At 42.8% G+C, this 26,468-nt stretch carries 24 protein-coding genes; 12 read left to right on the top strand and 12 right to left on the bottom strand.

The genetic code is table 11. The features are described from left to right. The first annotated feature begins 27 nt into the window (after nucleotides 1-27). Together lipB and lipA are read left to right on the top strand one after the other, a co-directional pair. Nucleotides 28-681 carry a lipoyl(octanoyl) transferase LipB gene (gene lipB, locus G337_RS0102445; protein WP_028862465.1) on the top strand — a complete coding sequence of 218 codons (654 nt, stop codon included), beginning with the start codon at nucleotides 28-30 and terminating at the stop codon, nucleotides 679-681. Then, nucleotides 671-1,639 carry a lipoyl synthase gene (gene lipA / locus G337_RS0102440; protein WP_028862464.1) on the top strand — a complete coding sequence of 323 codons (969 nt, stop codon included), beginning with the start codon at nucleotides 671-673 and terminating at the stop codon, nucleotides 1,637-1,639. The genes lipB and lipA overlap by 11 nt, the downstream gene beginning before the upstream one ends. Nucleotides 1,640-1,711: 72 nt before the next feature. Here lipA and G337_RS0102435 read toward each other — a convergent pair whose 3' ends face one another. From G337_RS0102435 to G337_RS0102425, 3 genes are read right to left on the bottom strand one after another with little or no spacing between them, the layout of a single operon-like run. Continuing rightward, nucleotides 1,712-2,782 carry an ABC transporter ATP-binding protein gene (locus tag G337_RS0102435; RefSeq protein WP_028862463.1) on the bottom strand — a complete coding sequence of 357 codons (1,071 nt, stop codon included), beginning with the start codon at nucleotides 2,780-2,782 and terminating at the stop codon, nucleotides 1,712-1,714. Nucleotides 2,783-2,808: 26 nt separating this feature from the next. Next, entirely contained in the window at nucleotides 2,809-4,173 is a 1,365-nt protein-coding gene (locus G337_RS0102430) for a phosphohexomutase domain-containing protein (RefSeq protein ID WP_028862462.1), read from the bottom strand. Nucleotides 4,174-4,188: 15 nt separating this feature from the next. Further along, nucleotides 4,189-5,223 (bottom strand): LacI family DNA-binding transcriptional regulator, encoded by a 1,035-nt coding sequence (locus tag G337_RS0102425; RefSeq protein ID WP_028862461.1) that lies wholly within the window; start codon nucleotides 5,221-5,223, stop codon nucleotides 4,189-4,191. 347 nt (nucleotides 5,224-5,570) lie between these two features. Between G337_RS0102425 and G337_RS0102420 the strand changes: the two genes are divergently transcribed. From G337_RS0102420 to G337_RS0102375, 10 genes are all read left to right on the top strand, one after another. Beyond that, complete coding sequence (locus G337_RS0102420; protein ID WP_028862460.1) at nucleotides 5,571-6,845, top strand: ABC transporter substrate-binding protein; 1,275 nt, start codon at nucleotides 5,571-5,573, stop codon at nucleotides 6,843-6,845. Nucleotide 6,846: 1 nt separating this feature from the next. Next, nucleotides 6,847-7,725, top strand: a complete 879-nt coding sequence (locus G337_RS0102415; protein WP_028862459.1) for a carbohydrate ABC transporter permease — start codon at nucleotides 6,847-6,849, stop codon at nucleotides 7,723-7,725. 1 nt (nucleotide 7,726) lies between these two features. Then, on the top strand, nucleotides 7,727-8,554 hold the full coding sequence (locus G337_RS0102410) for a carbohydrate ABC transporter permease (RefSeq protein WP_028862458.1): 828 nt from the start codon (nucleotides 7,727-7,729) through the stop codon (nucleotides 8,552-8,554). A gap of 9 nt (nucleotides 8,555-8,563) precedes the next feature. Then, nucleotides 8,564-10,135 (top strand): alpha-glucosidase, encoded by a 1,572-nt coding sequence (locus G337_RS0102405; protein ID WP_028862457.1) that lies wholly within the window; start codon nucleotides 8,564-8,566, stop codon nucleotides 10,133-10,135. Continuing rightward, entirely contained in the window at nucleotides 10,132-11,196 is a 1,065-nt protein-coding gene (locus G337_RS0102400) for a glycoside hydrolase family 130 protein (protein WP_037026952.1), read from the top strand. The genes G337_RS0102405 and G337_RS0102400 overlap by 4 nt, the downstream gene beginning before the upstream one ends. 9 nt (nucleotides 11,197-11,205) lie before the next feature. Next, entirely contained in the window at nucleotides 11,206-12,138 is a 933-nt protein-coding gene (locus G337_RS0102395; RefSeq protein WP_028862455.1) for a DUF1861 family protein, read from the top strand. Between the two features lie 47 nt (nucleotides 12,139-12,185). Next, complete coding sequence (locus G337_RS0102390) at nucleotides 12,186-13,325, top strand: hypothetical protein (protein ID WP_028862454.1); 1,140 nt, start codon at nucleotides 12,186-12,188, stop codon at nucleotides 13,323-13,325. Between the two features lie 92 nt (nucleotides 13,326-13,417). After that, nucleotides 13,418-14,698 carry a hypothetical protein gene (locus tag G337_RS28855; protein WP_028862453.1) on the top strand — a complete coding sequence of 427 codons (1,281 nt, stop codon included), beginning with the start codon at nucleotides 13,418-13,420 and terminating at the stop codon, nucleotides 14,696-14,698. Between the two features lie 171 nt (nucleotides 14,699-14,869). Further along, nucleotides 14,870-16,060 carry a mannose-6-phosphate isomerase, class I gene (gene manA, locus G337_RS0102380; protein WP_028862452.1) on the top strand — a complete coding sequence of 397 codons (1,191 nt, stop codon included), beginning with the start codon at nucleotides 14,870-14,872 and terminating at the stop codon, nucleotides 16,058-16,060. 74 nt (nucleotides 16,061-16,134) lie between these two features. Further along, nucleotides 16,135-17,121 carry a homoserine kinase gene (locus tag G337_RS0102375; RefSeq protein WP_028862451.1) on the top strand — a complete coding sequence of 329 codons (987 nt, stop codon included), beginning with the start codon at nucleotides 16,135-16,137 and terminating at the stop codon, nucleotides 17,119-17,121. Nucleotides 17,122-17,155: 34 nt separating this feature from the next. Here G337_RS0102375 and G337_RS0102370 read toward each other — a convergent pair whose 3' ends face one another. From G337_RS0102370 to G337_RS0102330, 9 genes are read right to left on the bottom strand one after another with little or no spacing between them, the layout of a single operon-like run. Then, a complete protein-coding gene (locus G337_RS0102370) occupies nucleotides 17,156-18,376 on the bottom strand; it encodes a type II secretion system F family protein (RefSeq protein ID WP_028862450.1) in 1,221 nt (406 codons plus the stop codon). Next, on the bottom strand, nucleotides 18,376-20,217 hold the full coding sequence (locus tag G337_RS0102365; protein ID WP_028862449.1) for a GspE/PulE family protein: 1,842 nt from the start codon (nucleotides 20,215-20,217) through the stop codon (nucleotides 18,376-18,378). Before G337_RS0102365 ends, G337_RS0102370 begins: the two co-directional genes overlap by 1 nt. 8 nt (nucleotides 20,218-20,225) lie before the next feature. After that, nucleotides 20,226-21,332, bottom strand: a complete 1,107-nt coding sequence (locus tag G337_RS0102360) for a tetratricopeptide repeat protein (protein WP_028862448.1) — start codon at nucleotides 21,330-21,332, stop codon at nucleotides 20,226-20,228. Beyond that, nucleotides 21,329-22,234, bottom strand: coding sequence for an ExeA family protein (locus G337_RS0102355; RefSeq protein WP_084605264.1), 906 nt, complete (start codon nucleotides 22,232-22,234; stop codon nucleotides 21,329-21,331). Before G337_RS0102355 ends, G337_RS0102360 begins: the two co-directional genes overlap by 4 nt. Next, complete coding sequence (mshL, locus tag G337_RS0102350) at nucleotides 22,231-23,904, bottom strand: pilus (MSHA type) biogenesis protein MshL (RefSeq protein ID WP_028862446.1); 1,674 nt, start codon at nucleotides 23,902-23,904, stop codon at nucleotides 22,231-22,233. Before mshL ends, G337_RS0102355 begins: the two co-directional genes overlap by 4 nt. Before the next feature lie 32 nt (nucleotides 23,905-23,936). Then, nucleotides 23,937-24,263 carry a hypothetical protein gene (locus G337_RS27520; RefSeq protein WP_051302901.1) on the bottom strand — a complete coding sequence of 109 codons (327 nt, stop codon included), beginning with the start codon at nucleotides 24,261-24,263 and terminating at the stop codon, nucleotides 23,937-23,939. Beyond that, on the bottom strand, nucleotides 24,256-24,921 hold the full coding sequence (locus tag G337_RS0102340) for a hypothetical protein (RefSeq protein ID WP_028862445.1): 666 nt from the start codon (nucleotides 24,919-24,921) through the stop codon (nucleotides 24,256-24,258). Before G337_RS0102340 ends, G337_RS27520 begins: the two co-directional genes overlap by 8 nt. Next, nucleotides 24,918-25,526, bottom strand: a complete 609-nt coding sequence (locus G337_RS0102335; RefSeq protein WP_028862444.1) for a hypothetical protein — start codon at nucleotides 25,524-25,526, stop codon at nucleotides 24,918-24,920. Before G337_RS0102335 ends, G337_RS0102340 begins: the two co-directional genes overlap by 4 nt. After that, a complete protein-coding gene (locus G337_RS0102330; protein ID WP_157619173.1) occupies nucleotides 25,523-26,332 on the bottom strand; it encodes a hypothetical protein in 810 nt (269 codons plus the stop codon). The genes G337_RS0102335 and G337_RS0102330 overlap by 4 nt, the downstream gene beginning before the upstream one ends. Nucleotides 26,333-26,468: the final 136 nt, after the last annotated feature.

The raw sequence follows: 26,468 nt of genomic DNA, 5'->3' as shown, positions 1-26,468 counted from the left end.
TCACACAAGTTGGAATATAGCGAACAGATGAATGAATTAGATAAACAGCTGAAAATACGCTATCTGGGCTTACAGGACTACCTCACTACCTGGCAGGCGATGAGTGATTTTACTAAGCAGCGGGATGCATCCACGGTTGATGAAATCTGGCTGGTTGAGCATCCGCCGGTATTTACTCAAGGCAGTGCCGGAAAAGCGGAACATCTGCTCCAGCAGACGGATATTCCAGTTGTACAAAGTGATCGCGGCGGGCAGATAACCTTCCATGCCCCCGGACAGCTGATTGTTTATTTATTAATTAATATTCGCCGTAAAGATTTTAATGTGAGAAGCTTAGTTACCATTATCGAAGAAAGTATTATTAATTTATTAGCCGATTATAATATTCATGCGGCAGCCAAAGCAGATGCACCGGGAGTTTATGTTAAAGGGAAAAAAATCGCATCACTTGGACTGAAAATACGAAAAGGCTGTTCATTTCACGGACTGGCATTAAATGTAGATATGGATTTATCCCCTTTCCTGCAGATTAATCCCTGTGGTTATGCCGGGTTAGAAATGACTCAGTGTAAAGCAGAGGGACTGACTCTTTCAGTCTCTCAATTAGCACCGTTATTAATTGAAAAAATGAATCAACAATTAAATTATTCACAGATAGAGAGTTTTTTTCATGAGCAATAAACCAAGTCAATTAACTGCAGGTACAAAACTGCGTGATGCCGATAAACTTTCTCATATTCCGATTAAAGTTATTCCGTCCGATAAAACCACTATGCTGAAAAAACCAGCATGGATGAAAATAAAACTATCTTCTGACAATACCCGTGTCAGTGAAATTAAAGCAGCTCTGCGGAAAAACAAACTGCACTCTGTTTGTGAAGAAGCATCATGTCCTAACCTTAATGAATGTTTTAATCACGGCACGGCCACCTTTATGATCCTGGGTGATATTTGTACCCGCCGCTGCCCGTTCTGCGATGTCGGCCACGGTAAACCACTGGCACCGGATGTCGATGAGCCTAAAAAATTAGCTGAAACCATCAGGGATATGAAGCTTAAATATGTGGTTATCACCTCGGTGGACAGGGATGACCTGCGTGACGGCGGCGCACAGCACTTTGCTGACTGTATCCGCGAAATCCGTCTGCTCAACCCTTCGATCAAAATTGAAATTTTAGTACCTGACTTTAAAGGCAGAATGGATAAAGCATTAGCCTGTTTTGCAGATCATGTACCGGATGTTTTCAACCACAACTTAGAAACTGCACCGCACCTGTACAAACAGGTACGTCCCGGTGCAGACTACAAATGGTCACTGCAGCTGCTTAAAAAGTTCAAAGAACAGCATCCGGAGATCCCGACAAAATCCGGATTAATGATGGGGCTGGGTGAAACTAACCAAGAGATTGAGCAGGTTATTCAAGATCTTGGCGACCATGGCGTAACTATGCTGACTTTAGGTCAGTATCTGCAGCCGAGCCTGCAGCACCTGGCTGTTGAACGCTACGTACCGCCGGCAGAATTTGACGCGCTTGGGGAAAAAGCCAAAGCAATTGGTTTTGACCATGCCGCATGCGGCCCCTTTGTACGCTCTTCATACCACGCGGATTTACAAGCGTCGGGTCAGGAAGTTAAATAAGTTTCACCTTAATTGTTCAGAAACCAAAAAGACCGCAGCATGCGGTCTTTTTGTATGTACGCTTCAGCAGGCTTAAACTGCGTCGCCTGCTTCATTAAAAATAAGAATATTAGCCTCGTTAAAACCAACACTTAAAGGATCTCCTTTACGAAACTTTAACTGCTTTGATGATTTGAGTTTTATATTAACCGCGGTTTCAGACAGATCCGCATAAATCAGAGTGGAATCCCCCTGCAGCTCGCTCAGCGTCGCATCTACTGTTAAGGTAAAGTCATTCTTCTCATTTAATCTAAGGTGCTCGGGACGTAAACCGATAAACAGCTGATCACCGTCAGAAAGAGCAGCATGCTCCTGCTTCAGCTGGATCGGCTCCTGTCCGGCAATATTAATAATACCGCCTTTACTGTATTTTGCCGGGATAATATTAATCGTTGGTGTACCGATAAACTCAGCCACAAAAATATTTTTAGGGGAGTTATACAGCTCAATCGGTGTACCGACCTGCTCAATATTACCTTTATTTAATACCACAATACGATCCGCCAGCGTCATAGCCTCAACCTGATCATGGGTAACATAAATCATAGTGCTGTCTAATTTATCGTGAAGCTGGCTGATTTCCTGACGCATCTGCACACGCAGCGATGCATCAAGGTTAGAAAGCGGCTCATCAAACAGAAATACTTTCGGCTGCTGAACGATAGAACGGCCGATTGCCACCCGCTGTCTCTGACCGCCGGATAAGTTCTGAGGTAAACGCTCCAGCATACTGTCAAGCTGCAGGATCTTAGTTGCATTAGCAACACGTTTGTTTATCTCCTGCGGCGGTGTTTTTATATTCTTTAAACCAAACTCAAGATTTTCTCTTACTGTCATATGTGGATAAAGTGCATAAGACTGAAAAACCATGGACAGTCCGCGCTTACTCGCCGGCAGGTGAGTAATGTCCTCTCCGGCAATAGAAATAGTACCCGACGTCATCTCTTCTAAACCAGCGATCATACGCAGCAGAGTAGACTTGCCGCAGCCGGACGGACCGACCAGTACCAGAAATTCACCGGAGTTAATTTCTAAACTTAAATCTTCAATGGTTGCGGTTTTATCGTAGTATTTTTTTATATTGCTTAATTTTAAATCACACATGCTGACTGAATCCTATAACAAGTAAATTATGAGTTGATAACGGCTAAAAGATCTTGTGTTTTCTGCTCGACAATAGCCTGCGAGCCTCGTGCTTCGACATTTAAGCGGATCACCGCTTCTGTATTTGAACTTCTGAGATTAAAGCGCCAGTCAGCAAACTCCATGCTTAATCCATCTACAAATGTCACCGATAATGCTGATGCCTGATAAGCATCGCGAATTGCCTGAATCGTCTCCTGCGGATCAGTGACCAGGGTATTGATCTCGCCGGAAATTGGGTAAAGCGCCATCCTCTGCTCCACAAGTCTGGATAGCGGCATGTTCTTCTTGCTGATTAATTCAATAACCAGAAGCCACGGGATCATGCCGCTGTCGCAGTATCCAAAATCACGAAAGTAGTGATGCGCGCTCATTTCACCGCCGTAAACGGCATTTTCTTTACGCATTCTTTCTTTAATAAAAGCATGCCCGGTTTTAGATTCAACGGCAGTACCGGAAAGAGATGCAACCAGATCCTGAGTATTCCAGGTAAGCCTAGGATCATGAATTATTTTTTCACCGGCGTGCTGCAGCAGAAAAGTATTCGCCAGCAGACCAACAATATAATAACCTTCAATAAAATTCGCTTTCTCATCGAAAAAGAAGCAGCGGTCAAAATCCCCGTCCCAGGCGATGCCTAAATCGGCACCATGGCTTAAAATAGCCTGCTGTGTATCAGCCCTGTTTTCTAATAACATAGGGTTAGGAATGCCGTTCGGGAAACTGCTGTCCGGCTGATGATTTACTTTAATAAACTCAACCGCTATACCAGCCTGTTTAAACTTTTCTTCAACCGCATCAATGGTCGGCCCGGCGGCGCCGTTACCGGCATTAACAACAATTTTAAGCGGTTTTAACTGAGCAGTATTAATGTAACTCAGCAGATGACTGACATAGGAATCACGGTTAGAAATAAGCTTGTACTGACCTCTGTTTTCTACTTCTGCAAAATTATTTTCTTCTGCCAGTGCTTTGATCGCGTTTAAACCGGTATCACCGCTGATTGGTTTAGCATCTTCACGTACCAGCTTCATACCGTTAAAATTAATCGGGTTATGGCTGGCAGTCACTTCAATGCCGCCGTCTAACTTTAATGATCGTGTCGCGTAATAAATCTCTTCGGTCCCCACCATACCGATATCAATAACATCGCAGCCGCCGTCCATTAAACCTTTTGCTAATGCCTGCTTAAAAAGCTCAGAAGTCGCGCGAATATCGCCACCTACTGCTGCGGTTTTAGGTTTTAACCATTCGCAGTACGCACGCCCGATACGATAAGCGATATCTTCATCGAGATTTTCACCTATTTCACCGCGAATATCGTAAGCTTTAAAACATGTCAAATTTGTCATTATTTTCCTCTTCTTTTAAGTTGATTCTCTAACAATAAGTTCGAAGTCCAGATCATGATGAACGACTGATTCATGCTCAAGAAGCAGCTGAATAGCAACTTCTCCTTTCTGTTTCGGGTTTTGAGATACAGTGGTTAAGGGAATAACCGGCTGAATAACTGAAATATCATCAAAACCGGTAATCGCAATATCTTCAGGAATTTTCATTCCCTGAGCCAGACAATATTCAGCAGCGCCGTAGGCAAAACGATCCGAGAAACAGACTAATGCGCTAATATCCGGGTTATGCTTTAAAATAGCTTCAGCGGCTAATCTGCCGTGCTCTTCATCATGCTCTATTTCATACAGGCAGCTGTTTTCAAGAATAATACCGGCCTGCGAAAAGCTCTTTAAACATCCCGCAAAACGGGTCATCATCACATCATTATCGCCGTTTACCGGCTTACTTAAACTGCTCAGACCGCAGCTGCCCTGCTGCGACGGGAAAGAGATAATGCCGAACTGCTTATGTCCTTTGTCAAGCAGGTGCTCACAGACACTCTGCATCGCTTTAAAATTATCAATTGAAACACTGGAATGCTGCTCTGTAATAAAGTCGGTAGTCACAATCGGTACACCTTTGCCGATTGCTTTTTTAATAACCATGTCCTGATTGTGAGTGGCATTTAAAATATAACCGTCAACTAGTGCGTTTAACGCATTAGATTTAGATTCCTGTTCATTTTTTAACGGAATAAGTACAATATTAACCGCCGCTTTCTCACACTCTGAGGCAATACCGGCCATTAACTGCAGATCGTGCTGGTCAGTGAAAACATAACTAAGCGAGTCATTAAAAATGACCCCTACTGCTCCAGACTTTCCGGTTCTTAAACTACGTCCGATATTATTAGGGCCATGGAAGTTAACCGATTCCGCATATTCAAAAATACGTTTTTTAAGACTAACCGATAATTTTTCAGGGCGGTTATAAGCGTTAGAAACGGTGGTATGCGTGACTCCCAAGTCTTTGGCTATCGACTTCAACGTTACTTTTTTTACTTTCGTCATTTTTATATCGTCCAATGTTATGATCGTAAAATTACGTTCTTGTGATTTATTTTTTTATAAAGACCAACCAGAGTTTATCGTTAAACACGCTGTATTACCACCTTGTTTAACGGTAAACAGAAAATGTTTACATTACTATCTTTAACGAAAATCAAAACTGTTTTTTGTGACGTGTTTAACGATAAACAAAATATTTGCCCGACCTCTGTTTAACGATAAACAAAAGTACACTTTTTGTGACGTGTTTAACGATAAACAATAACTCTTTCGTGTTAGATTAAAAATACAAGAGATATGAGTTCCCCCTGTCTACTATATAGATATTAAATTTTAAGAGGATTACAGTCATGAAGCTTAGCAAGGTAAAAGTAACAATTGCCGGTTTATTTTCGCTGGCACTGGTCGCAGGCTGCGGCTCTGAAAAAGAAGAAAATGCTTCACTGAAAATGTGGGTCGCACCTAATGCCGCACAGGAAGTCTTCTGGACTTCGGTTATTAATGAATGGAATGCAATTCCTGGTAATAAACCCGTTGAATTCACCACTATCCCGGCAACAGGCAGCTCTGAAGAAGCGGTAATGAGCGCACTGGCATCGGGTACTGAACCGGATATTACCACTAATATATTCAGCGGTTTTGCAGCTCAGCTGCACGGCCTGAACCAGATTGTTGATTTCTCAAAACTTGAAGGTTACAGCGAACTTATCGACAAGCGTCAAATGGATAATATCATGACCTCCTGGGATTATGACGGCGCAAAACCGGTTATTCCAATCTATGTAAACCCGGTAATGTACTGGTGGCGTACAGATATCCTCAAAGAAAACGGCTTTGATAAAATCCCGACCTCTTATGATGAAATTTATGCACTTTCAGAAAAGTTTACTATCCCTAATAAACAGTATGCAGTTCAGGTGGCAGCCGGCAAAAACTGGTGGGACCGCTGGTTTGATTTTGTCACTTTCTATTACGCTCAGTCTGACGGTATGCAGTATGTTGAAAACAACCAGGCGGCCTATGACAATGAAGCTGGTTTAGAAGTATTAGGCTTTATCGATCATATGTTTGCTAACAAATGGGCAAACTATGACTTTGGTGCCAACGATCCGCTGACCACAGGTGAGTTAATCGGTGCAGTAAGAGGACCTTGGGACATCTCACGTTATGAGCAGCAGCATCCGGAAATATTAAAAACAATCAAATTAGGACCAATCCCGACTAAAGACGGGGTTTCAGATAAGAAAACAGCCACTTTTGCAGACAGTAAAGGCCTGGTTTTATTTAAATCATCTGATATGCAGGATGATGCCTGGAAGTTTATCAACTGGGTATATTCTAATCCTAAATTTGATTTAGAGTGGATAAAAGCAACCAGCCAGCCTCCAGCCCGCGGTGATTTAACAAGCAATCCGATCTTTAGTGATTATTATAAAAACAATCCCTTAGCAAAAGGTTTTGCAGAATATGTTGATGTAGCTATCCCTTCTGCCTCCACTTCAGAGACGGTTGCAGTACAGCGCAGCATGACCCAGATGCTGGAGCGTATTATCTTTACTGACAGCGAAGTTAAAAGCTCAGCAGATAAATCGGTTCAAGAAGTTAACAAGATATTAGGTAAATAACATGATTAAAGGACTCAATATAAAAGAATCAGCACAGGGAGGGCTGATTGCCTCGACATATATGGGTTACTCCTTAGTTTTCTGGATCTTCCCTTTTGTCTGGCTGCTGATACTAACTTTTTCCGACTGGCAGTTTATCGGTACACCAAGTTTTAGCGGCCTGGATAACTTTTTTAATGTTATTCAGGATCCGCTGTTCTGGAAATCGATGAAAAATGTATTTCGTTTTCTAATGTACTACCTGCCGATGGTTATTTTTGCCTCCCTGTTTTTTGCTTTAGGGTTAAAGAAAATTAAATACGGCAAAAGTTTTATCGCACTAAGTTTCTTATTAGCGAACGTGTCATCCGGCGTGGCTTATTCAATTGTGTTTTCCAAGCTGTTCAGTGATACAGGACCGATCAATGATTTTATGAATTCTGTGTTTGGTTTTACCATTCCCTGGTTTACCAACCCTGATTTTGCAATGTTCTCTATCGCCATTGTTATCACCTGGAAGTTTGTCGGTTATTACGGCCTGATCTTCTATTCCGGTCTGGTCTCTATACCTAAAGAAATTTATGACGCGGCTGAACTCGACCAGACAGGGCCGGTTAAACGTCTGTTCAAAATCACCCTGCCGCTGATGAACGCGCAGATAATTATGGTGGTCGTTCTGGCAATCACAGTTGCGTTCGGGATATTTACCGAACCATATTTGATAACCGGCGGCGGTCCCTTAGAAAGTACCACCACCCCGATGGTAGTAATGTATGAAGCGGCGTTCCAGCGTATGGAACCAAGCTGGGCGGCAACCATGTCTATCTTCGTTGCGATCATCAGCTTTGGCCTTATCTGGCTATTAAGAAAGCTTTTCGAAAAAAATATAGAGATTGTTTAATATGAAAAAGATGTCACTTTCAAGTATTGCTATTCATGCAGTCATGCTGCTGTTAGCTCTATCATGGTTATATCCATACATCTGGATGGTGCTCTCTTCACTCAAAGATACTGCCGATATCTATTCGACAGGTTTATTTGAAGGGCCGTTTTCATTTGATAATTATATCTTTCTTTTTGACGGTTCAGAACGTGTAGAAAGACCGTTTTTAAGAACGTTATTTAATTCATTCTTTATCTCTATCAGCGTTACCTTAAGCGTAACAATAAGTTCTGCTTTTATCGGTTATGCGCTGGCGAAGATGAAGTTCAGAGGTCAGGGACTGTTTAAAAACTTTCTGATTATTCAGATGGTTTTCCCGGCGTTTATGTTCATTATTCCGCAGTTTCTGCTTATTAGAGAATTTAATTTAATCAACACCTACAGTGCCTTGATCATTCCTTTCCTAATGAGCGGCTGGGGCATATTTATGGTGTCGCAAAGCTTTAAAGGTACGCCGAATGACTATATTCACGCAGCTAAATTAGATCATGCAAATATGTGGAAAATACTGGTGCATGTGATGATGCCGCTGAATAAATCAATTTTAGCGATTGTTGCCCTGTTTACCTTTACCGGTGTCTGGGACAACTTCCTATGGCCGTTAATCGTTATGCAGGAAGTAGAGAAAATGCCTTTATCAGTACTGCTGGCCAACTTCAGCAAATCATACGGCGTATATGTCGGTCCAGTTCTAGCAGGCTCAGTAGTACAGACGCTGCCGATTGTGGTCCTGTTTATTGCATTCAGAAAGTACTTCCTGCAGGGAATGTCACTCTCTCTCAAATAGGAGCGCAGTATGAAACAACTACCCTGGTGGCGAAGCAGTGTTTTTTATCAGGTTTACCTGCCTTCGTTTGCAGACGGAAACAACGACGGTACGGGTGATTTTGCAGGCTTGATTGAACATCTGGATCATATTGCATCACTCGGCGTGAAGGGTATCTGGGTAACTCCTTTCTACCCTTCACCTCTGGTTGATAACGGTTATGACATCAGTAACTACTGCGATGTTGATCCGAGATTCGGTGATCTGGACTTATTTAAGAAATTTGTTGATGTCTGTCATGAACGAGGCATAAAAGTCATTATTGATCTGGTGGTAAACCATGTATCAAAACAGCATGCCTGGTTTCAGGATGCGTTAAATAATGTCGACAGCCCTTATCGGGATTACTTTATTTTTTCTAAAAATCCGAATAACTGGCACTCCTTTTTCTCCGGCTCTGCCTGGGAAAAAGAGGAGCACACTGAATACTATTATTACCATCAGTTTTCAACTGAGCAGATCGATCTTAACTGGGCAAATCCCCAGGTAGAGAAAGAGATCCTCAATGTGATTGATTTCTGGATTGAGCAGGGTGTTGACGGTTTCCGTTTTGATGTCATTAATTTTCTGACTACCGATGGAATTGGTTTAGACAACCCGTTCAAAAAAGAGGAACAGGAGCACAAATACGATATAAACCAGCCCGGTGTTTTAGATGCAGTAGCACGTATTGCTCAGCATATACGCGCACAAGGGGATTATTTTTTAATAGGAGAAGTGGGCAGTGAAGATCTGACTCTGCTCAGTCAATATCAGTCAGCGCAGCATTTAGATGTTGTTTTTAATTTTAATCTAGGCAGCCAGGAGAAGTTTGATTTAACAAAAATTTACACTGAAATGAGAAAAATGAACGCAGATATGTCAGGTGTGCCGACACTGTTTTTTTCAAGTCATGATATGCCGAGAATGATCAGTCGTTTCGGCGAATCTGAGCGGGATATTAAACGGGCGACGGCAGTATCTGCACTGCAGCTTACCGCCCGGGGCGTACCGTTTATTTATAACGGTGAAGAAATAGGCATGACTGATTTTATCCCGGAAACACTGCTGGAGATTAGTGATATTCAGGGAAAAAATGCCTATAAAACGGCAAAAGAAAAAAATCATAGTGATGAGCAGGCACTGCTGACCGCAATTAAAGAAACACGCGACAATTCTCGTTCGCCGATGCAATGGAACAGCAGCCGACATGCAGGTTTTTCATCCGTTTTACCCTGGATGAATATAAATAAAAATTACAGGGACGTTAATGTAGAAAAACAGCTGTCTGACAGCAGCTCGATTCTAGCGGCGTATAAGAAGCTGATCTTAATTCGAAACAGTGAACCCGTCTTATGGCAGGGTAAATATGAATTCTTTGAGAAAAACGGCGAGATTATACACTTTCAAAGAAGTCTTAATAATCAGTATATAGAGGTTGTAATCAACTTTGGTGAAACAGCTGTTAATCCGACATTTGCAGACAGCGGCCGCACCTTGTTCGGCACAGACCAGCAGTATATTGAAAAAAACGAAATTTTAATTAAAAAAGGCTCAAAATGAAAATTACACGTAATATTAACAACCCGATTATTTCACCTGAAGATGTAAAACCTTCGCAGCCCGGCTTTAAAGTGGACTGTGTATTTAATGCCGGTGTTATTAAAACAGACACTGAAGTTATACTGCTGCTGCGTATTGCTGAAAGTATTATTTCCGACTCAAGTGAGCAGATAAAAGTACCACTTTTAATCGAAGACAACGGCCGCTGGCTGCAGCAGATTAAAGTATTTGATCTTAACGATCCGCTATATAATTTTGATGATCCCCGCGAGATCAAACTTGTTGCCGATCCGAGTGTGGTTTTTCTAACATCCATGTCACACCTGCGTATCGCACGAAGCAGCGACGGTATTAACTTCAATATTTCCGACAGTGCGTTTATTGCACCGGACAACAAATATGAACAGTTCGGCTGTGAAGATGCGCGTATTACCCAGATCGGCTGCCATTATTATATTAACTACTCGGCAGTTTCTCCTTTTGGTATCACTACTGCGCTGGCTTCTACCACTGATTTTAACAACGTAACTAAACACGGCATTTTATTCAGCCCGGATAATCGTGACGTATGCCTGTTTCCTGAAAAGATAGACGGAAAATATATGGCACTGCACCGCCCTGCGCCGAAACATTTTGGTAAACCGGAAATCTGGATAACCGAATCACCGGATATGGTTCACTGGGGAGCACATCAGCACCTGCTCGGCAGCTCAGAAGATGACTGGGACAGCCTTAAACTCGGCGGCGGCGCACCTATGATAAAAACCGCTAAAGGCTGGCTGCAGATTTATCACGGCGTTGATGCACAGCAGCGTTACTGCCTGGGCGCACTGCTGCTGGATCTTAAGGAGCCGACTAAAATATTAGCAAAATCAGCCACGCCGCTGCTCGAACCGCAGGCCCCTTACGAAGTTGAAGGTTTCTTCGGTAATGTTGTATTTACCTGTGGTGCTTATATCGATGAAGACATTTTAAATATTTATTACGGCGCGGCTGACGAGCATATGGCACTTGCCCAGATCAGCGTAAATGAACTTTGGAACCACCTACAACTTAATTAAGGCTTAGTTATGTCAGCAATCAAAAAATCAGTACAGACATTATATTCAGAATTCAAAGCGGCCGGCAGCCCTGCGCCCAAGGCTGAAAAAATTGAGTTTATCGGCGCACAGGACAATGATGTTTACAATATAGCGGCCCCCTTTGAGCTTAACGGTAAACAGGTTATTGCCGGCCGCGTTGAAGCACGGGACTCTGAGCATTCCACGGTGATGTTTTTTGAGCAGACAGCTGAAAACCAGTTTACTCTGCTCAGCGATGCACCGACATTTGAACTGCAGGACCCTTTCTATACCTATATCAACGGCGAATTTATTTTCGGTGGTGTGGAAATAAGCCCGGATCCTGATAATGCAGATGCCCTGATCTGGAAAACATGTTTCTACCGCGGCCCGGATATTTATTCATTAACTCATTTTGTTGACGGCCCGGCACGCATGAAAGATATCCGTTTATGCGCGACTGTCGATAACAAAATTATGGTGTTTACCCGTCCGCAGGGTGAAATCGGCGGCCGAGGCACTATTGGTGTAACACAGATTGACTCCCTTGAGGATCTGTCTATTGAAGTCATTAATAACGCTGAGCTGCTGGCAGAGCACTTTGAAGAGCAGGACTGGGGAGGTGTTAATGCCGGTTATCTGCAGGACGACGGAAAAATTGCTCTATTAGCCCACGTTGCCTCTTTTGATGACAACGGCGGCCGTCATTATTACCCCTCTACTTTTCTATTTGATCCTGCGGATAACAGTTATTCCAGCATGAGAATTATTGCCGAGCGGAGCCAGTTTAAAGCAGGTGAAAGTAAACGCGCAGATCTGGTCGATGTAGTGTTTTCCGGCGGCCTTGTCCACATTAAAGATGATCTGTACCGCTTATATGTCGGTACCAGTGATTGTGAAGCCCAGTGGATTGAAATTAATCAACCTTTTTTACAGCAGTAAAAAATACAGCAGTTATTTTTAAATCAACACAGTAAACAGGAAAAAACATGAAGACTAAAAATATTTTATTATCTTGCTTATGTCTGTCCCTGGCGCCGACCGTGTGGGCCGAAGATCTCAGCATCAGTGAAACTGACGATCAGCTTCTTGCCAAAAATAATGTATATTCGGGCAGCCGCATTAAAGTAAAAGAGGAGGACGGAGAAGTACTTAACGCTAATTTATCAGAGGGCGTTATCAGCTTAGGCGATGATAAGTACATGCGTGTAGATTATGACAAAGTGCGCATCGAGGAAGATAAGAAATTCAAGCTGCATGGCAACTGGTTAACAGAATACAAAGTTGAGCATTTTAAAAACGAAGGCACCAGCACCAGCTCTCGTCCTGTACATGAATGGGTTTTTGCAGACGGCCGTGTTAATTTTGGCGACAGCGGTTTTAACTTAGGTTATATCTTAAAGAAAGTATCCTTTGAAAATGACTTAAGAGACGGCAGCGGCGATGTTAATGATTTTCGTATGAATGAGATGGAACTTCGTCCTGCTTATGCGAAAAGCATAGGTAAACACTGGTTTATGATTGAAGCCACCTATCTGGGTAAATCGGGTTATGAAAAGAAAGGTAATGGTGATGACAGCTACCTGATCGGTGGTGACGGTTATGGTATCCGCCCTTACTACAGCTATCAATTCAACGATGACTTCGGCATAAATACCGATCTGAAATGGCTAACCGAAGATAAAAGTGCCGACGGCGCTGATGCGGGTAAATTTGTGTTTTACGAAGCGCTGTTTAATGTCCGCTATAATATCTTAGATAACCTGACCGCCGGTGTTGAATTTTTCCACAAAGACGGAGACAACTACGATAATGACGGTGTCAAAGGCTCAAATCTTACTGAAACTGAAATCCGTCCATGGGTATCGTGGCGCTTAGATCAGCATAACTTTTTCTTCAAACTTGAGCCGCAGAAGAAAACTATTACCGAAGCTGACGGACGCGTTTCTTATGAATCAAACGCGGCGAAATATATTGTTAATTACAGCTATCCAATAACCTCTTATGTCTACTTTGTCGCAGAGTATTTTTACCGCACAGAAACAGATAAAAAGGTTGACGGGGCCGCATATACAGGTCCGGACGGTGAAACCAATTTCGGTAAAATTGGCCTTAACTTCGTCTTCTAATTTTTTTACCACTCCTATGTTTAACGATAAACAGGTGATTATTCACTGCTTTTAATCGTTAAACTGTAGTTAAAAAGACAACAGGAACTAATATGAAAATTTTTAAAAGTTTATTTGCAGTTGCGGCACTAACCGTTTCATTTATGGCCAGCGCCAGCCTGGTTAACCTGCAGCACCTTGATCATTTATACGAGGAGCGCACTCTGGAGAATGGAGATAAACTCGGGCTTATTCATATCTACAGCGAATACCCTGATTATGAATGGGTAAAAGATCCCCTTGAAGGGGTATCAGCTCTGGATGATATAGCTAGAGCAATTGTGGTTTACTCTGATGCCTACCAGCAGACAAAGGAAAAAGCACATTTTGAGAAAATGAGCAGCCTGATTAACTCGATTCTCTTCCTGCATTCTGATAACGGTTATTTCAATAACTTTATCTATCCTGACAACACGGTTAATACAACTTATAAAACCAGCTTAGCAAATGCAAACTGGTGGACCTGGCGTGCCATCTGGGCGCTTTCATACACCTATGAGCAGGTACTTGCCGACAATAAAGAGTTAGCAGAGAAGATGCACTCGGTATTGTTTAAAAGCATCGATACCACCTACGAAGGATTTAATTTTGAGCAGACAGTAACTAAGCAGAACGGCTTTGATGTACCTGAATGGTTACCAAGTAACGGTGCAGATCAGGCTTCTGTTTTACTTTTAGGCCTGACTAAAGCTTACCAGATAGCCCCAAGTGAAAAAATTGCTGAACTGATGAAATCATTAGCAGACGGTATAATGCTGATGCAGGTCAAGAATGTCGAATCACCAATATACGGCGCGATGCTGAGCTGGAAAAACATCTGGCATGCTTACGGGAACAGTCAGTCATATGCATTATTAGAAGCCGGTATGGTACTGGAAGATCGGGATATGGTTAAAGCGGCTTTTGAAGAGCTGGATCATTTCTATCCATACCTTATTGAACAGGGCCACCTGAACTGGTTCAGTGCTGAGCAGAAAGGTAAAGAGATTAAGTTCCTAGAAAAAGATCAGTTTGCCCAGATAGCTTACGGCTTCCGTCCAATGATCTTTGCTAGTTTAAGAGCTTTTGAGATTTCCCGTGACAGCCGCTATATTGATCAGGCAGTAAAACTGGCAATGTGGTTCTTTAAGGATAATGCAGCTTCTATTCAGATGTACTCTCTGGAAACAGGGCGCGGCTTTGACGGCTTAAATTCAGCAACAGAATACAACCGTAACTCTGGTGCTGAGTCTACCATTGAAGCGCTGCTCTCATTGGCGGCTATTGAGAAATCTCCTCAAGCCAAAAAACTACTGCAGGAAAAATTAAAAGCCGTAAAAGTTAAAGCAGAATAATTCTTTACCTTTCTTTGTTGTTATAAAAAATCGGGACTGAGATATTTATCTGTCTTCAGTCCCGATTATTAATATTAACCGTAACAAACGCTCAACCCCTATAACTTTCAACGGACTGAATAAATATCATACAGGCTGAACAATCAGCCTGCTTATCAGAGACCCAATATCATGACCGACCATTTATTCAAATTAAACAATGTAATACAAAACTATGTCTGGGGAAGCGATTCATCTATCCATTATTTATTTAATATCCCCAATCCGGATCAGCTTCCGCAGGCAGAATTATGGATGGGCGCTCACCCCAGCGGCTGCTCTAAAAATCAGCAGGGGACCCTGCTTAGTCAGATTATTGACCAGGATCCAGCAACTGCCTTAGGCGCCTATACACAAAAAAGATATGCCGGACTGCCCTTTCTGTTAAAAATTTTAGCTGCGGAAAAACCATTATCAATTCAGGTTCACCCAAGTAAAACTATGGCAGAGCAGGGATTTAAATTAGAAAATGCGCAGAATATCCCTGTAGATGCGCCTTCTAGAAACTATAAAGATGCAAATCATAAACCTGAGCTGGTATACGCAGTAACTTTTTATCAGGCTATGAATGGTTTTCGTGAGATAGAGGAAATTATCAGTCTGTTTGAACAAGCAGACTGCCAAACCCTCAGCGGCCTCCTAGAGCAGTTGAAAGCAGAGCCAGGTGCAGAGCAGCTGCAGAACTTCTTTGCCGCGATAATGAATATGAATGCTGCACAAAAGGCCATGGCAGTACATGAGCTTATTGAGAATCTGGATAAAAAAGCCCGCACACATAAAGGCAAAGAAGCATTTCAGCTAATAGCTCAGTTTTATCTGGACTACCCGGATGATATCGGCCTGTTTTCACCACTGCTGCTCAATATCATCGAACTAGCACCGGGTGAAGCAATGTTTTTAGATGCGCAGACGCCGCATGCTTATATCCACGGTACCGGCATTGAAATTATGGCCAGCTCAGATAATGTGCTGCGCGCAGGATTAACACCGAAACATATTGATGTTGATGAATTAATTAAAAACACAAAATTCCAGCCCAGTACGTTTACTGAACTGAAATTAAAAGCACAATGTATTGACCATAAAAAAGTATTTCATGTTCCTGTGGACGACTTTAATTTTGAAGTACACAGCGTCAGCTCTCAAGGACATAGCGAGTTTGTCAGAAGCCCGGAAATACTGCTTTGCCTTGAAGGTAATATCACTATCTCAACAGCACAGCAGAGTATCGAACTGCAGCGCGGCGAATCCGTTTTTATCTGCGCAGCGGCTCACACCTATCAGTGCCGTGGAGAAGGGCAGTTTGTCAGAGCCTTTAATTAATCCAGTATAATTTTAGTCTTAAATAAAAAGCGCAGGCGCTGCGCTTTTTACTTAGCAGTATCCAGGAATAACAGATGAGAGCTAAAACCCATTTTTCGCAAAACCAGCTCATTAGCATTCTGCACAATTATAATTTAGGTGAACTGATAAATTCGCAGCCTTTTTTAACCGGAACAGTGCAGACTAATATCTTTCTACACACCAGTAGAGGATCCTTTGTTTTAAGATATTATCAAAACCGCTCAGCTGATTCGGTACAGTTTGAAAGCCACCTGTGCGCCTATCTTAGTCAACATCAATATCCCTGTCCGGCACCTTTGAAAAACCGCCGGGGAGAGTACATCGGAGTGCACAACAATAAGCCCTATATTATTTTTGAGTTTATGCAGGGAGAGCATATTGAAAACCCCGATCAGCAGCAGAAAGATCAGCTTATTCAAAAAGCCGCTGAGCTGCAGATTATTACCCGAAACTACCAGCCCTGCGCACTGGAGCATAGATTTAATTACAATATAGACAGCTGCCGGGAAAAAGCGCAGGAGCAGGCAGCCGAGATCAGCACCATCAATGCGGCACTAAAATTAGAGTGGGTTGAAAAAGAACTGGCAGAGCTGCGGCTGCCCGACAATTTAGCCAAGGGGATCTGTCACACTGACTTTCATTTCAGCAATGTGCTTTACCATCATGGTAAGTTCAATGCGTTAATTGATTTTGATGATGCTAACTACACCTTTCTGGCATTTGATCTGATCTGGTTAATTAATCCTTTTAAAGCAGCTTTTAGTTTTGATAACTGGTATAACTGCAGCATAGACAACAGCCAGCTGGACTTTAAAGAGGCAAGAGAGACTGTCGCTAAATATAACCGCTATAGGCCCTTAGATAACAATGAAAAACAGCACCTGTTTGATATATATAAACTCAGCATTCTATTTGACTGTATCTGGTATTTTGCTAGAGGTGATGTAAACAGCTTTTATGAAAAAGAAAAAATTAACATAATTAACTCACTTGGAAGAGAGGGATTTTATGAGGCTTTATTTGCAGAAAATATGCACTAAAAATTGAGCGTTTTAAAAGCCGCCCAATTCTTCTCTAGCGCCCTTTCATAGCACTCATCATATCCCACATAGGGGTAAATATCCCCAACGCCAAAATCAGTACCATGCCCGCAACAATGGATATTAAGACAGGTTCAATTCTGGCAGTCATATTCTTAAGCTCATAATCAACTTCACGCTCATAAAAATCAGCTGCTTCATTGAGCAGCTCGTCAACCTGACCGGTTTCTTCACCAACCGCAATCATCTGCAGAACAAGCGGGGTAAACAGCTCCGCGGCAGATGCTGTCTTCAACAGGGTTTCACCTGCTTCGATACCGCTGCGCATCGCTAACATTTTATCTTTCAGGTAGTTGTTATCCACTGCAAAAGCGATTAGATACAGAGAGTTATTCAAAGGTACACCGGCACTAAGCATCATTGCAAAGCTGCGTGAAAAACGCGCCAATAATGAGCGCTCAATCACTGAACCGACAATAGGGATCCTCAGTTTCCACTTATCCCATAACCAGGCACCTTTATCCGTACTTAACCAGACCTTAACAGCCACCACCACCAGAATTAAAGCGGCCAGCATATAACCCCAGTAATTAACAAAAAATGAAGACGTACCGAGCAGAACTTGAGTTGTCCAGGGCAGCTCTGCATTAAACTTGTTAAACATATTAGCAAAAACCGGAATCACTTTAATATTGAGGATAACCATAGCGGCGGCCAGAAACATTAATACAAAACTTGGGTAACGCATTGCCCCTTTAACACGCTTTATAGTTTCGGCTTCCTGTTCAAGATACTGTGCAAGCTGTAAAAAGATACGATCCAGCTGACCGGTATTTTCTCCCACCTGAACTAAAGAGACATATAACTGTGAAAAAACCCGCGGGTGTAAAGTCATGGCGGCCGAAAGTGAGTAACCATTACGCATACGGTCTAAAACATCATATAATGCGTCACTTAATAATTTTGAATGAGTTGAATCAGCCAGGCCGTTTAACGCACGCAGAATCGGGATACCCGCTTTGGTTAACGAGTACAGCTGCCGGGTAAATACGATTAAATCAGTCAGTTTTATCTGTGAAGCAAAAACAGCAGAGAGATCAAACTCCTGCCCGCCGGCGGCTTTCTCCTTTATCTCAGTGGGTAAAATGCCTTTCTGCATTACCAGATCAACGGCACCTTCTTTAGAAGCAGCTTCAAGCTCTCCTTTTACTGTAGAGCCCTGACTGTCGCGTCCAGTGTATTTAAACAGCGCCATTATTCAGAAAAACCTAAAGGTGATGAATCTGCCGGAGTCTTTTCGTCATCACGCGGTGCCAGCGATAAGCCCGACTGCTCAAGCTTGGCGCTTTCAGGCAGGCTGACCTCTACTTCGTCATGATGTTTTTTTATTTTTTCAAAACGATCCACCAGCTTAAAGACCTCCTCGAGAGAAGTAATACCCTGCTTCGCATATTCCAGGGCGGCTAATGCTAACGGTTTGAAGTATTTAGCTTTTTTAGCAGCCTGAGCAAAGGCTTCAGGATCATCCAAACGTAATGCCGTCACCATACCGTCATCAATCTCTAATAACTCAAATACACCGATACGGCCGCGGTAACCGGTAAACTGGCAGCGCTGACAGCCGGGAGCGGAGTGAAAGTGAGTATGCTGCAGGTTTTCATCACTTAACTGCTCAAGCAGTACTTGTTGTGAAAATTCGGCCGGCCCGCTGCTTTTACAGTTTTCACATAAACGGCGGACCAGGCGCTGTGCGATAACGGCCCTTAATGCACTGGCAACAAGATAACCGGGTGCCCCCATATCTAATAAACGCAGGGTACTGCTGATCGCGTCATTGGTATGCAGAGTGGATAACACTAGATGCCCGGTTAACGCGCCGCGTATACCGATTTCCATTGTTTCACTGTCACGCATCTCCCCCACCAGTAAAATATCGGGATCCTGACGCAGTGCAGTACGCAGTACATTGGAAAAATTTAAACCGATTTTGCTGTTAACCTGTACCTGGTTAATACGCGGTAAACGGTACTCTACCGGATCTTCTACGGTAATAATTTTACTGCCCGGCGAGTTAAGCGTATCAAGAGATGTGTACAGAGTAGTTGTTTTACCGCTGCCCGTCGGCCCGGTTACCAGAATAAGCCCGTTGGGACGCTTAAGCTGCAGCTCTAAACGCTCCTGCAGGTGGGCAGGAATGCCGATTTCCTCAAAAGATAAAACCCCGGAAGACTGATCCAGCAGACGCATTACCACGGATTCACCAGCCTGAATCGGCATAGTAGAAACACGAATATCAATACTGCGCCCTTTTACATTGATATTAAAACGTCCGTCCTGCGGTAAACGCTTCTCGGAAATATCCAGCTGCGCCATTAATTTAAGCCGCGAGACTAATGCGCTGGCAATACCGCCTTCCGGCAGCAGCGTTTCCTGTAATACACCGTCAACACGCTGTCTCAAGCGGAGAACATTTTCATCGGGTTCAATATGAATATCTGAAGCGCCGACCTGCACCGCATCTTCAAACAGTGACTGTAATAACTTAACCACAGTCGCATCCGAGCCGTCACCGCCAATATCAACAGCAGCTGCATCAAAGGCAGATGTCTCACCATGCTCTTCGCTCAATTTAACCGCAAATGAAGCAATCTCTTTGGTACGGCGGTAAACACGATCAAATGACTCAATAAGCTGATCTTCACGTGCAATCATCAGTTCAAAATGACGCCCTTTTAACAGGCTGGCTAAAACATCTAAACTGTGCAGATCAGCCGGATCAGATACCACTAAAGTCACTGTTTTACCATTATCGTGAATGGCCAGAGCTCTTAAGCGGCGGGCATGAACCTCCGGAATTAACTGCACGGCATTATGGTCAATTTTAACTTTAAGCAGATCCACAATTTCAATGTTCAGCTGACGGGACAGGAAAGTTAATATCTGCTCTTCACTGATATAACCCAGGTGAATTAAAGTCGCGCCTAATTTAAGTCCTAAATTACGCTGTTCCTGGAGCGCATTTCCTAACTGGGCTTCACTGATGAGCTTTTCTTCAACCAGTAAATCACCTAAACGCTTTTTCAGTTGCGGTTTCATAAACTTCCTTACTTTTCAGCCAAATAGATTAAACGCTGATTGATATAAGCTTTCGCTTTTGAGGAAAGATCGGTTTGTAGTAAAGCCGATTTATAACTGCTGACAGCCAGCTCAGTTTTCCCCTGTTTATCCTGCGCAATCGCCAGGGACATTCTCCAGCGGCCGTTATCCGGGCGTTGTGAGAGTAAACTTTGAAACAGACCTTCAGACTGCTCAAATTTATTAAACTTCTGCGCCAGAATAGCGTAGCTGACGTAATAGTCTAAATTACCTTCCACTTTAGGAGGGTGCTGCTGCAGATACAGGTAGGCTCTGTGCTCATCCCCTGATTTTAAGGCGATACGCGACAGCATTAAATTAAAGTCAGGATAATCCGGTGACACCTGTGCACCTTTTTTAAGTAAACGAACAGCTTTATCAGTCTCCCCCTGCCCGTAGTAATAAAGTGCGGCAGATTTACGAACTTCATTTAAATCCGGCTGCAAATTCAGCGCCCTGATCCGCTTAGCAGCCGCACCATCCAGATCTCCTTTAAGTTTCGCTTTTTCAGCCGCTTTAAGATGAATCTGTGCCAGTTGACTGTTAGTTAACTGCGCTTTTTTAATCTCTAAATGAGGTGTTTTTTTAACCTGCGGTACTTTTTTCTCTACTGCCGGTTTGCTTTTAGCTTTTACAGGCACTGTTTCTGCAGCCGTTTCAAGTGTTGTAACCTTTGCCTTTAACTGCTTATCACTTTTCTTTTTATCCGCAGCTTGACGATCAGCCGCCGCTGGCGCTTTTTTGCGCTGTTCAGGCTGCTTCTGTAAAACAGATTGTTTCACCTCAATAACTGCGGGCGGCTTCAGCGGTTGCTTTACTGTTACTGCCGTCTGCGGCGCAGCAGCTGAATCAGCAGTTGGAGCGGGCAGTTCTGCAGCTTTCGCCAGCCTGGATTCAGGCACTTTTTCTTGAGTTAAGATAAGGTAAGAAAGTCCTAAGGCACTGGCTGATAATATAGCGATAAAGACAAACAGCAGTGTTTTCTGTGTCGTTTTTTTTGCAGCTACGGCGGATAAAACCGGCGAGTCATGCCGAGCCTTCTCAAAATCCTGATGCATTTTATTGATAATACTCATATTACCCCCTTCCACCAGAGCAATAGGAACACATTTAATAACACAAATGAAAACAGCACCGCCCACCAGCGGCTTAATTTCTGAATCGGATAAGCATCTTCAGTATCGGCAGCCGCCTCATTCACTAATTTAGCGGTGATATTATAATGCTGGCGGCCGTAACTGAGCATCAGCACTTTATGGCATAACACATTAATTAAACGCGGTATGCCGCGGCTTGCCCGGCTGATTCGACGACAGACGTTACGATCAAACAGTAATGCCCCCCGATAACCGGCCTGGTTTAAACGCTGCGAAATATAATGTTCAATCTCCTGCTCAGATAATGCGCGCAGCTGATATGAAAAGGTAATGCGCTGCCGCAGCTGGCGAAGTTTAGTGTCGCTTAAACGCTGATCTAATTCCGGCTGACCGAATAAAATTACCTGTAATAATTTTTGTGACTCGGTTTCTAAATTAGAAAACAAGCGTAATGCTTCCAGCGTTGAATCGGGCAGAGCCTGTGCTTCATCAACCAGCACCAGTACTTTTCTGCCCTGTGCCAGCAGAGTTAATAAACGTTCTTTAATCAGTCCGGTTAATAAAAACTCCTGTTCAAAAGTCTCTTTCTGCAAACCTATTTTATCCGCTAATGCACAGCGCAGCTCATGGGCGTTCAGATAAGGATTATCAATACTGCAGATCAGATACTGCTCAGAAAGTTCCAGCTGTGCTTTATTACATAACAGGGTTTTGCCGGTCCCTACTTCACCGGTTATTTTTAAAATACTTTCTCCTAAAGAAAGCGCAGTGCTAATAACTTCTAACGCTTCTTTATGAGGAGTAAAATCGATATAAAAGCGCGGATCCGCCGTTAATGAAAAGGGCGCGGCTTCTAATCCAAAGTGTTGTAAATATATCATTCAGACGGGTACCATTTTTCAATTAAATCCGATGATTTTTGAATCTCCTGCTTCCAGGTATTTTTCTTAATAACCTGCGGCTTCACTAAAATAACCAGCTCTGTTTTGTAATTCGTTTTCTGACGATTGGTAAACAGTTCACCTAACCAGGGTACATCACCAAGAAAAGGGACTTTAGAAACAACATCTTTTTCGACGCTCTTCATTAATCCGCCGATAACAATCACATCACCATTCTGCGATTTCACCACGGTATCCGATTCCCGCACATCACTTTTAGCAACCGGAATAGTCAGATCACCAGTAGTCGTACCGAAGCTGATGGTTTTAATCTGCTCTTCAATATCAATTATTGACGGGTGAATATGCAGTAACACGCTGTCATCGTCATTAACCTTAGGCGTAACATCAACAGAGATACCGGAGAAAAACGGCGTCAGCTCTACATTAGGAGTCGAAGTTGTAGATGTACCGGTTACCGTTGTGGTTGAAACATCAGTCACAAAATATTCATCGCCGCCGACTTTAATCACCGCTTTCTGATTATTCATCGCGGTAATTCGGGGTTTCGACAAGACATTAACATCACCCTGTGTTTCTAACATCGACACAACCGCATTAAAGGAGCCGTTAGAAATGGTTAATGCACCGCCGCCGCCGATAGTACTCTGTATGACACTGTCGGCTATTTTATGCACACTGTTATAGACCAGAGAAGTACTGCCCATTGTTGTATCGGCATTCGTCCAGCTGACCCCCTGCTGATATTCATCACTTAACACCACTTCAATTAACTGCATCTCTAAAATAACCTGACGGTTGAGATTATCCGACTCTTTTTCTAAAAACTCCCGTACAGCACGAATTTCTCCCGGGTAAGCACGAATGGTAATCAGGCCGGACATAGGGCTGACAATGACATCACGATCATTTTTATTATTTAAAAGCTTATTTATTTTCATCTCTAAATAAGCCCAGTAGTTGGTGCTGGTAACCGTGGTTATTTTCGTACCGTCCTGCAGACTGTTTGATGAAAACTCCCCGGTGAACTCCTGTTTCTCGGAGCCTGAAGAGTCCGAAGAACGAGAAGAGCTCGATGAACTTGATGAACTCGAACTGTCGCTGTCACTGTCATTATTTTCGTCGTCATTCTGCTGACTTAAATGGCCGGCTAATACACTGGTACGGGATCCGCCCATGCGGTTCATAAACAGGTAATCCAGAGTAAAACTCGCAATACGCATACCCGCAGGGTAAATATGATAAACACGCCCTTTTAATTTAATTTCATAACCAAACATATCTTCGATAACAGATAACGCCTCACTCAGTGTGACCTGCTTTAAGGAAAGTGTAATAGAGCCTGCAACATCGGGGTGAACTGCAACACTGTAGGATGAGTCATTAATCAGAGATGCAAAGAAAACAGAAGCATTTACATCCCTGGCTGAGATATTAAAACGTTTTTCTTCCTGCTCAACAGCGCCGCCCTCCTCCTCTAAGTCAGCGTATAATTCCGCTTCAATATCCTCTGGCAGAATCAGCTCCTGCACCTGCTTATCATTTTTTTCCCGCAGGGCCTCTTTCTGATTTTCAGCTGTGTTTTTTTTAGTTACCTGACAAGCTGTTAGTAATAGGAGGCAGCAGCTTATAGCGAAAATTCTTTTCATTTTATATAGTTTCCATAAAGAAAATGAGTCATTTAATTAATAAAACGTTCTTGATCTGTGTACAGGGTTAATTTGTAATATTTTGTTTTATAACGCATCAATACAGCATTTTTATCAATACGTGTTATCAGATATCCGTTTACCCGCTGCCCTTTTTTATATAATTTATTATTTAAAATGGCAGAACGGCTGTCTCCCTCAACCAGTATACTCTGCAGTCTCGGTAAAGAAGCCCGGCCGGCTTTTTTGACTGACTTAGTCTGATAACTTAACGGCCTGGTAGGATCCGTTAACGATTCCAGATCCGCGAGCGCGTTAAAACTGATTATTAAAAAAAATAAAAGAATATATTTAACCACTGACTAAATCCTGCTGACTGCTTAATGTATAAATTTGAATTGTCACTTCAGCAAGCGGATACTTTGCCACTTGATAATCCAGTGAAGACCAGTAGAACTTTTCCTGAAGTGTTTCAAGGTTTAACAGATAACGATAAACAGCATTGTAATTCCCCGTCAGCTGAATCTCCAATGTATGCTTATAAAAGATATTTTCTGCAGCGTCGGCCCCAGCCCCTTTGACTGCCGAACTGAATGACTGTGTCGGTAATGATTTCAGCAGTTTCACCTTTACCCCCGGGCTTGAGGACAACACTTTAGCCAGGGCTGCCGGCATTTTCTGCGAGTGGATAAAGCGGACTAATTTTTCATCCAGCTGCTTATCTAATGAGACTAATACCTGCTCCGAAAAAGCGATTTTATTATTAACTTCCTGAAGCGGATCTTTTAATAAACGCGCTTTAATTTCAACAATTTCATGATTTAACTCTTTTTCCTGCTGATAACCTGCCTGCAGAGCTTTATCTGCCTTTGCCAGCCTGAGCATAGCGGGTTCATACATCCAGTAATAAGTAAGCGCGGCGGTGCAGATAATTAAAGCGCCGAACATAATGACACGTTCACGCAGGGTCATTTGATTGAAAGCTTTTTCTAGTTCAGTAAAGTTAAGCTTTTTCATTGGACGCCCCCTTTACTGCTGTTTTTATCTTGAGCATTGCTTAACTGGAAAGAAAAGTGCCCGGCTTCACCTAATATCTGCAGTTCGGAAAATGCGATATCTGCCAGCTCATCGGTTTTCTGAATTTTACTTAACCACAAAGGTACTGAATCACTCTGCTTCGCCAGCCCGGAAATATTCAAACGGCCGTTAATAACAGAAAAATGATTAATGCTGACATTATTGGTATCCGCTAGCGACAAACCGCGCATCAACTCAGAAAAACTAACCACAACCCCGATATCAATGCCGGCTAAGCTGCCTAATAAACGCTGTTTAGCATCGATTTCATCCTGCAGAGCCAGCAGTTCTCGAGTTTTATGTGCTGGTGTACGTTTCTTCTGCACTTCTGTAATTAATAAACTTAATTCACTCTGTTTTTCCGACAATACCTTTTTATGGGCCTGCGCGGCGGCCTGTTTTTCAGCGTACTGGTCAGCTAAAAACAGATTCAGTATTAGTGCAGACGATACACAGACGCCCAGCAGCAGCAGAAACTGTTTAAAAGTGGCTTTTGCTCGTACCGGATAACAACTTGGCTGATAAAGGTTTATCTGCTTTTTCATTTACCTTCAGCCTCCATTAACACCCCGTAAGTAAGGATGTTATTAAAATCATACTGCTCCGGCTCGCCAAAGGGCACCACATTACGCGCTAAATAACTGCCTAACTTCTCTGCTAATAAATTAATATCAGGGCAGATAACAGCTAAATATAAATGTCCGATAGCGGCAACCCGCAGTTGTGAATTAATATAATCAAGTGCACGCTGCAGCTCTAAACTCAGACTGTCTAGCAGCAGACCTTCAACATCATCTAAAGGCTGTCCTAATAATTCATTAAAGCCGCGTAAACGGTGTGAAAAGTACAGCTGCCCCTGTTTTACTACTGTCAGCACTAATTCATTATTCTGCTGTGAAAGTAAAATATCAGCCTCTTCTTTGTTACCTAATAAACGTGTAACAGCCAGCTCTTCAATGGTTATCTCTTTTAGCGTCATCGCATGTTTTAATACCATATCGCGTATTCTGATAACGCGCTTTTTCAAAATACAGACTGCTGTAATCTGTTCGCCTTTATGCTGCTGTAAAGGCATGTCATAATAATCAACAACTAAATCAAAAATGCTGTCGGCAACAAGATCCTTGATAGTGAACGGCAGGCTTGCCGGTAACTCACTTTTGTCAACTTTCGGTTTTTCAATGTCAAAGGTTTGATAAAAATCCCGGCTTAAAACTACTGAAACCTCTGCTGCGCTTAATTTATGCTCATGCACAATAGCATCAAAAGCCTCTTCCCAGTGAGATTCAGAGGTGATTGATGTTTCTGCAAGCAGGCAGACTCGGCCTTCATGCATATGGCAGACAGCCATTCGCTTAATGCCCAGATACAGACTGATCCGGGCTTTTGATTTTTTGCAAAAAACATTTTTAAAAATCATTGATTATTATTTTCTCTTGTCATCAAATATCGATAATTCACATTGAATAATAAGCGAATAATTCAAA

The sequence above is a fragment of the Psychromonas aquimarina ATCC BAA-1526 genome, assembly GCF_000428725.1.
Classification (GTDB): Bacteria; Pseudomonadota; Gammaproteobacteria; order Enterobacterales; family Psychromonadaceae; genus Psychromonas; species Psychromonas aquimarina.
Note: the sequence above shows the minus strand (reverse complement) of the source record. Positions and strands in the feature narration are given on the sequence as shown.

Coding starts and splice junctions, on each gene's coding strand:
- G337_RS0102405 (WP_028862457.1), top strand. CDS start 8,564: ATGAAACAACTACCCTGGTGGCGAAGCAGTGTTTTTTATCAGGTTTAC.
- G337_RS0102375 (WP_028862451.1), top strand. CDS start 16,135: ATGAGAGCTAAAACCCATTTTTCGCAAAACCAGCTCATTAGCATTCTG.
- G337_RS0102400 (WP_037026952.1), top strand. CDS start 10,132: ATGAAAATTACACGTAATATTAACAACCCGATTATTTCACCTGAAGAT.
- lipA (WP_028862464.1), top strand. CDS start 671: ATGAGCAATAAACCAAGTCAATTAACTGCAGGTACAAAACTGCGTGAT.
- G337_RS0102365 (WP_028862449.1), bottom strand. CDS start 20,217: ATGAAACCGCAACTGAAAAAGCGTTTAGGTGATTTACTGGTTGAAGAA.
- G337_RS0102335 (WP_028862444.1), bottom strand. CDS start 25,526: ATGAAAAAGCAGATAAACCTTTATCAGCCAAGTTGTTATCCGGTACGA.
- manA (WP_028862452.1), top strand. CDS start 14,870: ATGACCGACCATTTATTCAAATTAAACAATGTAATACAAAACTATGTC.
- G337_RS0102435 (WP_028862463.1), bottom strand. CDS start 2,782: ATGTGTGATTTAAAATTAAGCAATATAAAAAAATACTACGATAAAACC.
- G337_RS0102420 (WP_028862460.1), top strand. CDS start 5,571: ATGAAGCTTAGCAAGGTAAAAGTAACAATTGCCGGTTTATTTTCGCTG.
- G337_RS0102425 (WP_028862461.1), bottom strand. CDS start 5,223: ATGACGAAAGTAAAAAAAGTAACGTTGAAGTCGATAGCCAAAGACTTG.
- G337_RS0102355 (WP_084605264.1), bottom strand. CDS start 22,234: ATGATATATTTACAACACTTTGGATTAGAAGCCGCGCCCTTTTCATTA.
- G337_RS28855 (WP_028862453.1), top strand. CDS start 13,418: ATGAAAATTTTTAAAAGTTTATTTGCAGTTGCGGCACTAACCGTTTCA.
- G337_RS0102395 (WP_028862455.1), top strand. CDS start 11,206: ATGTCAGCAATCAAAAAATCAGTACAGACATTATATTCAGAATTCAAA.
- G337_RS0102430 (WP_028862462.1), bottom strand. CDS start 4,173: ATGACAAATTTGACATGTTTTAAAGCTTACGATATTCGCGGTGAAATA.
- G337_RS0102415 (WP_028862459.1), top strand. CDS start 6,847: ATGATTAAAGGACTCAATATAAAAGAATCAGCACAGGGAGGGCTGATT.
- G337_RS0102340 (WP_028862445.1), bottom strand. CDS start 24,921: ATGAAAAAGCTTAACTTTACTGAACTAGAAAAAGCTTTCAATCAAATG.
- G337_RS0102360 (WP_028862448.1), bottom strand. CDS start 21,332: ATGAGTATTATCAATAAAATGCATCAGGATTTTGAGAAGGCTCGGCAT.
- lipB (WP_028862465.1), top strand. CDS start 28: ATGAATGAATTAGATAAACAGCTGAAAATACGCTATCTGGGCTTACAG.
- G337_RS0102370 (WP_028862450.1), bottom strand. CDS start 18,376: ATGGCGCTGTTTAAATACACTGGACGCGACAGTCAGGGCTCTACAGTA.
- mshL (WP_028862446.1), bottom strand. CDS start 23,904: ATGAAAAGAATTTTCGCTATAAGCTGCTGCCTCCTATTACTAACAGCT.
- G337_RS0102410 (WP_028862458.1), top strand. CDS start 7,727: ATGAAAAAGATGTCACTTTCAAGTATTGCTATTCATGCAGTCATGCTG.
- G337_RS0102330 (WP_157619173.1), bottom strand. CDS start 26,332: ATGGCTGTCTGCCATATGCATGAAGGCCGAGTCTGCCTGCTTGCAGAA.
- G337_RS0102390 (WP_028862454.1), top strand. CDS start 12,186: ATGAAGACTAAAAATATTTTATTATCTTGCTTATGTCTGTCCCTGGCG.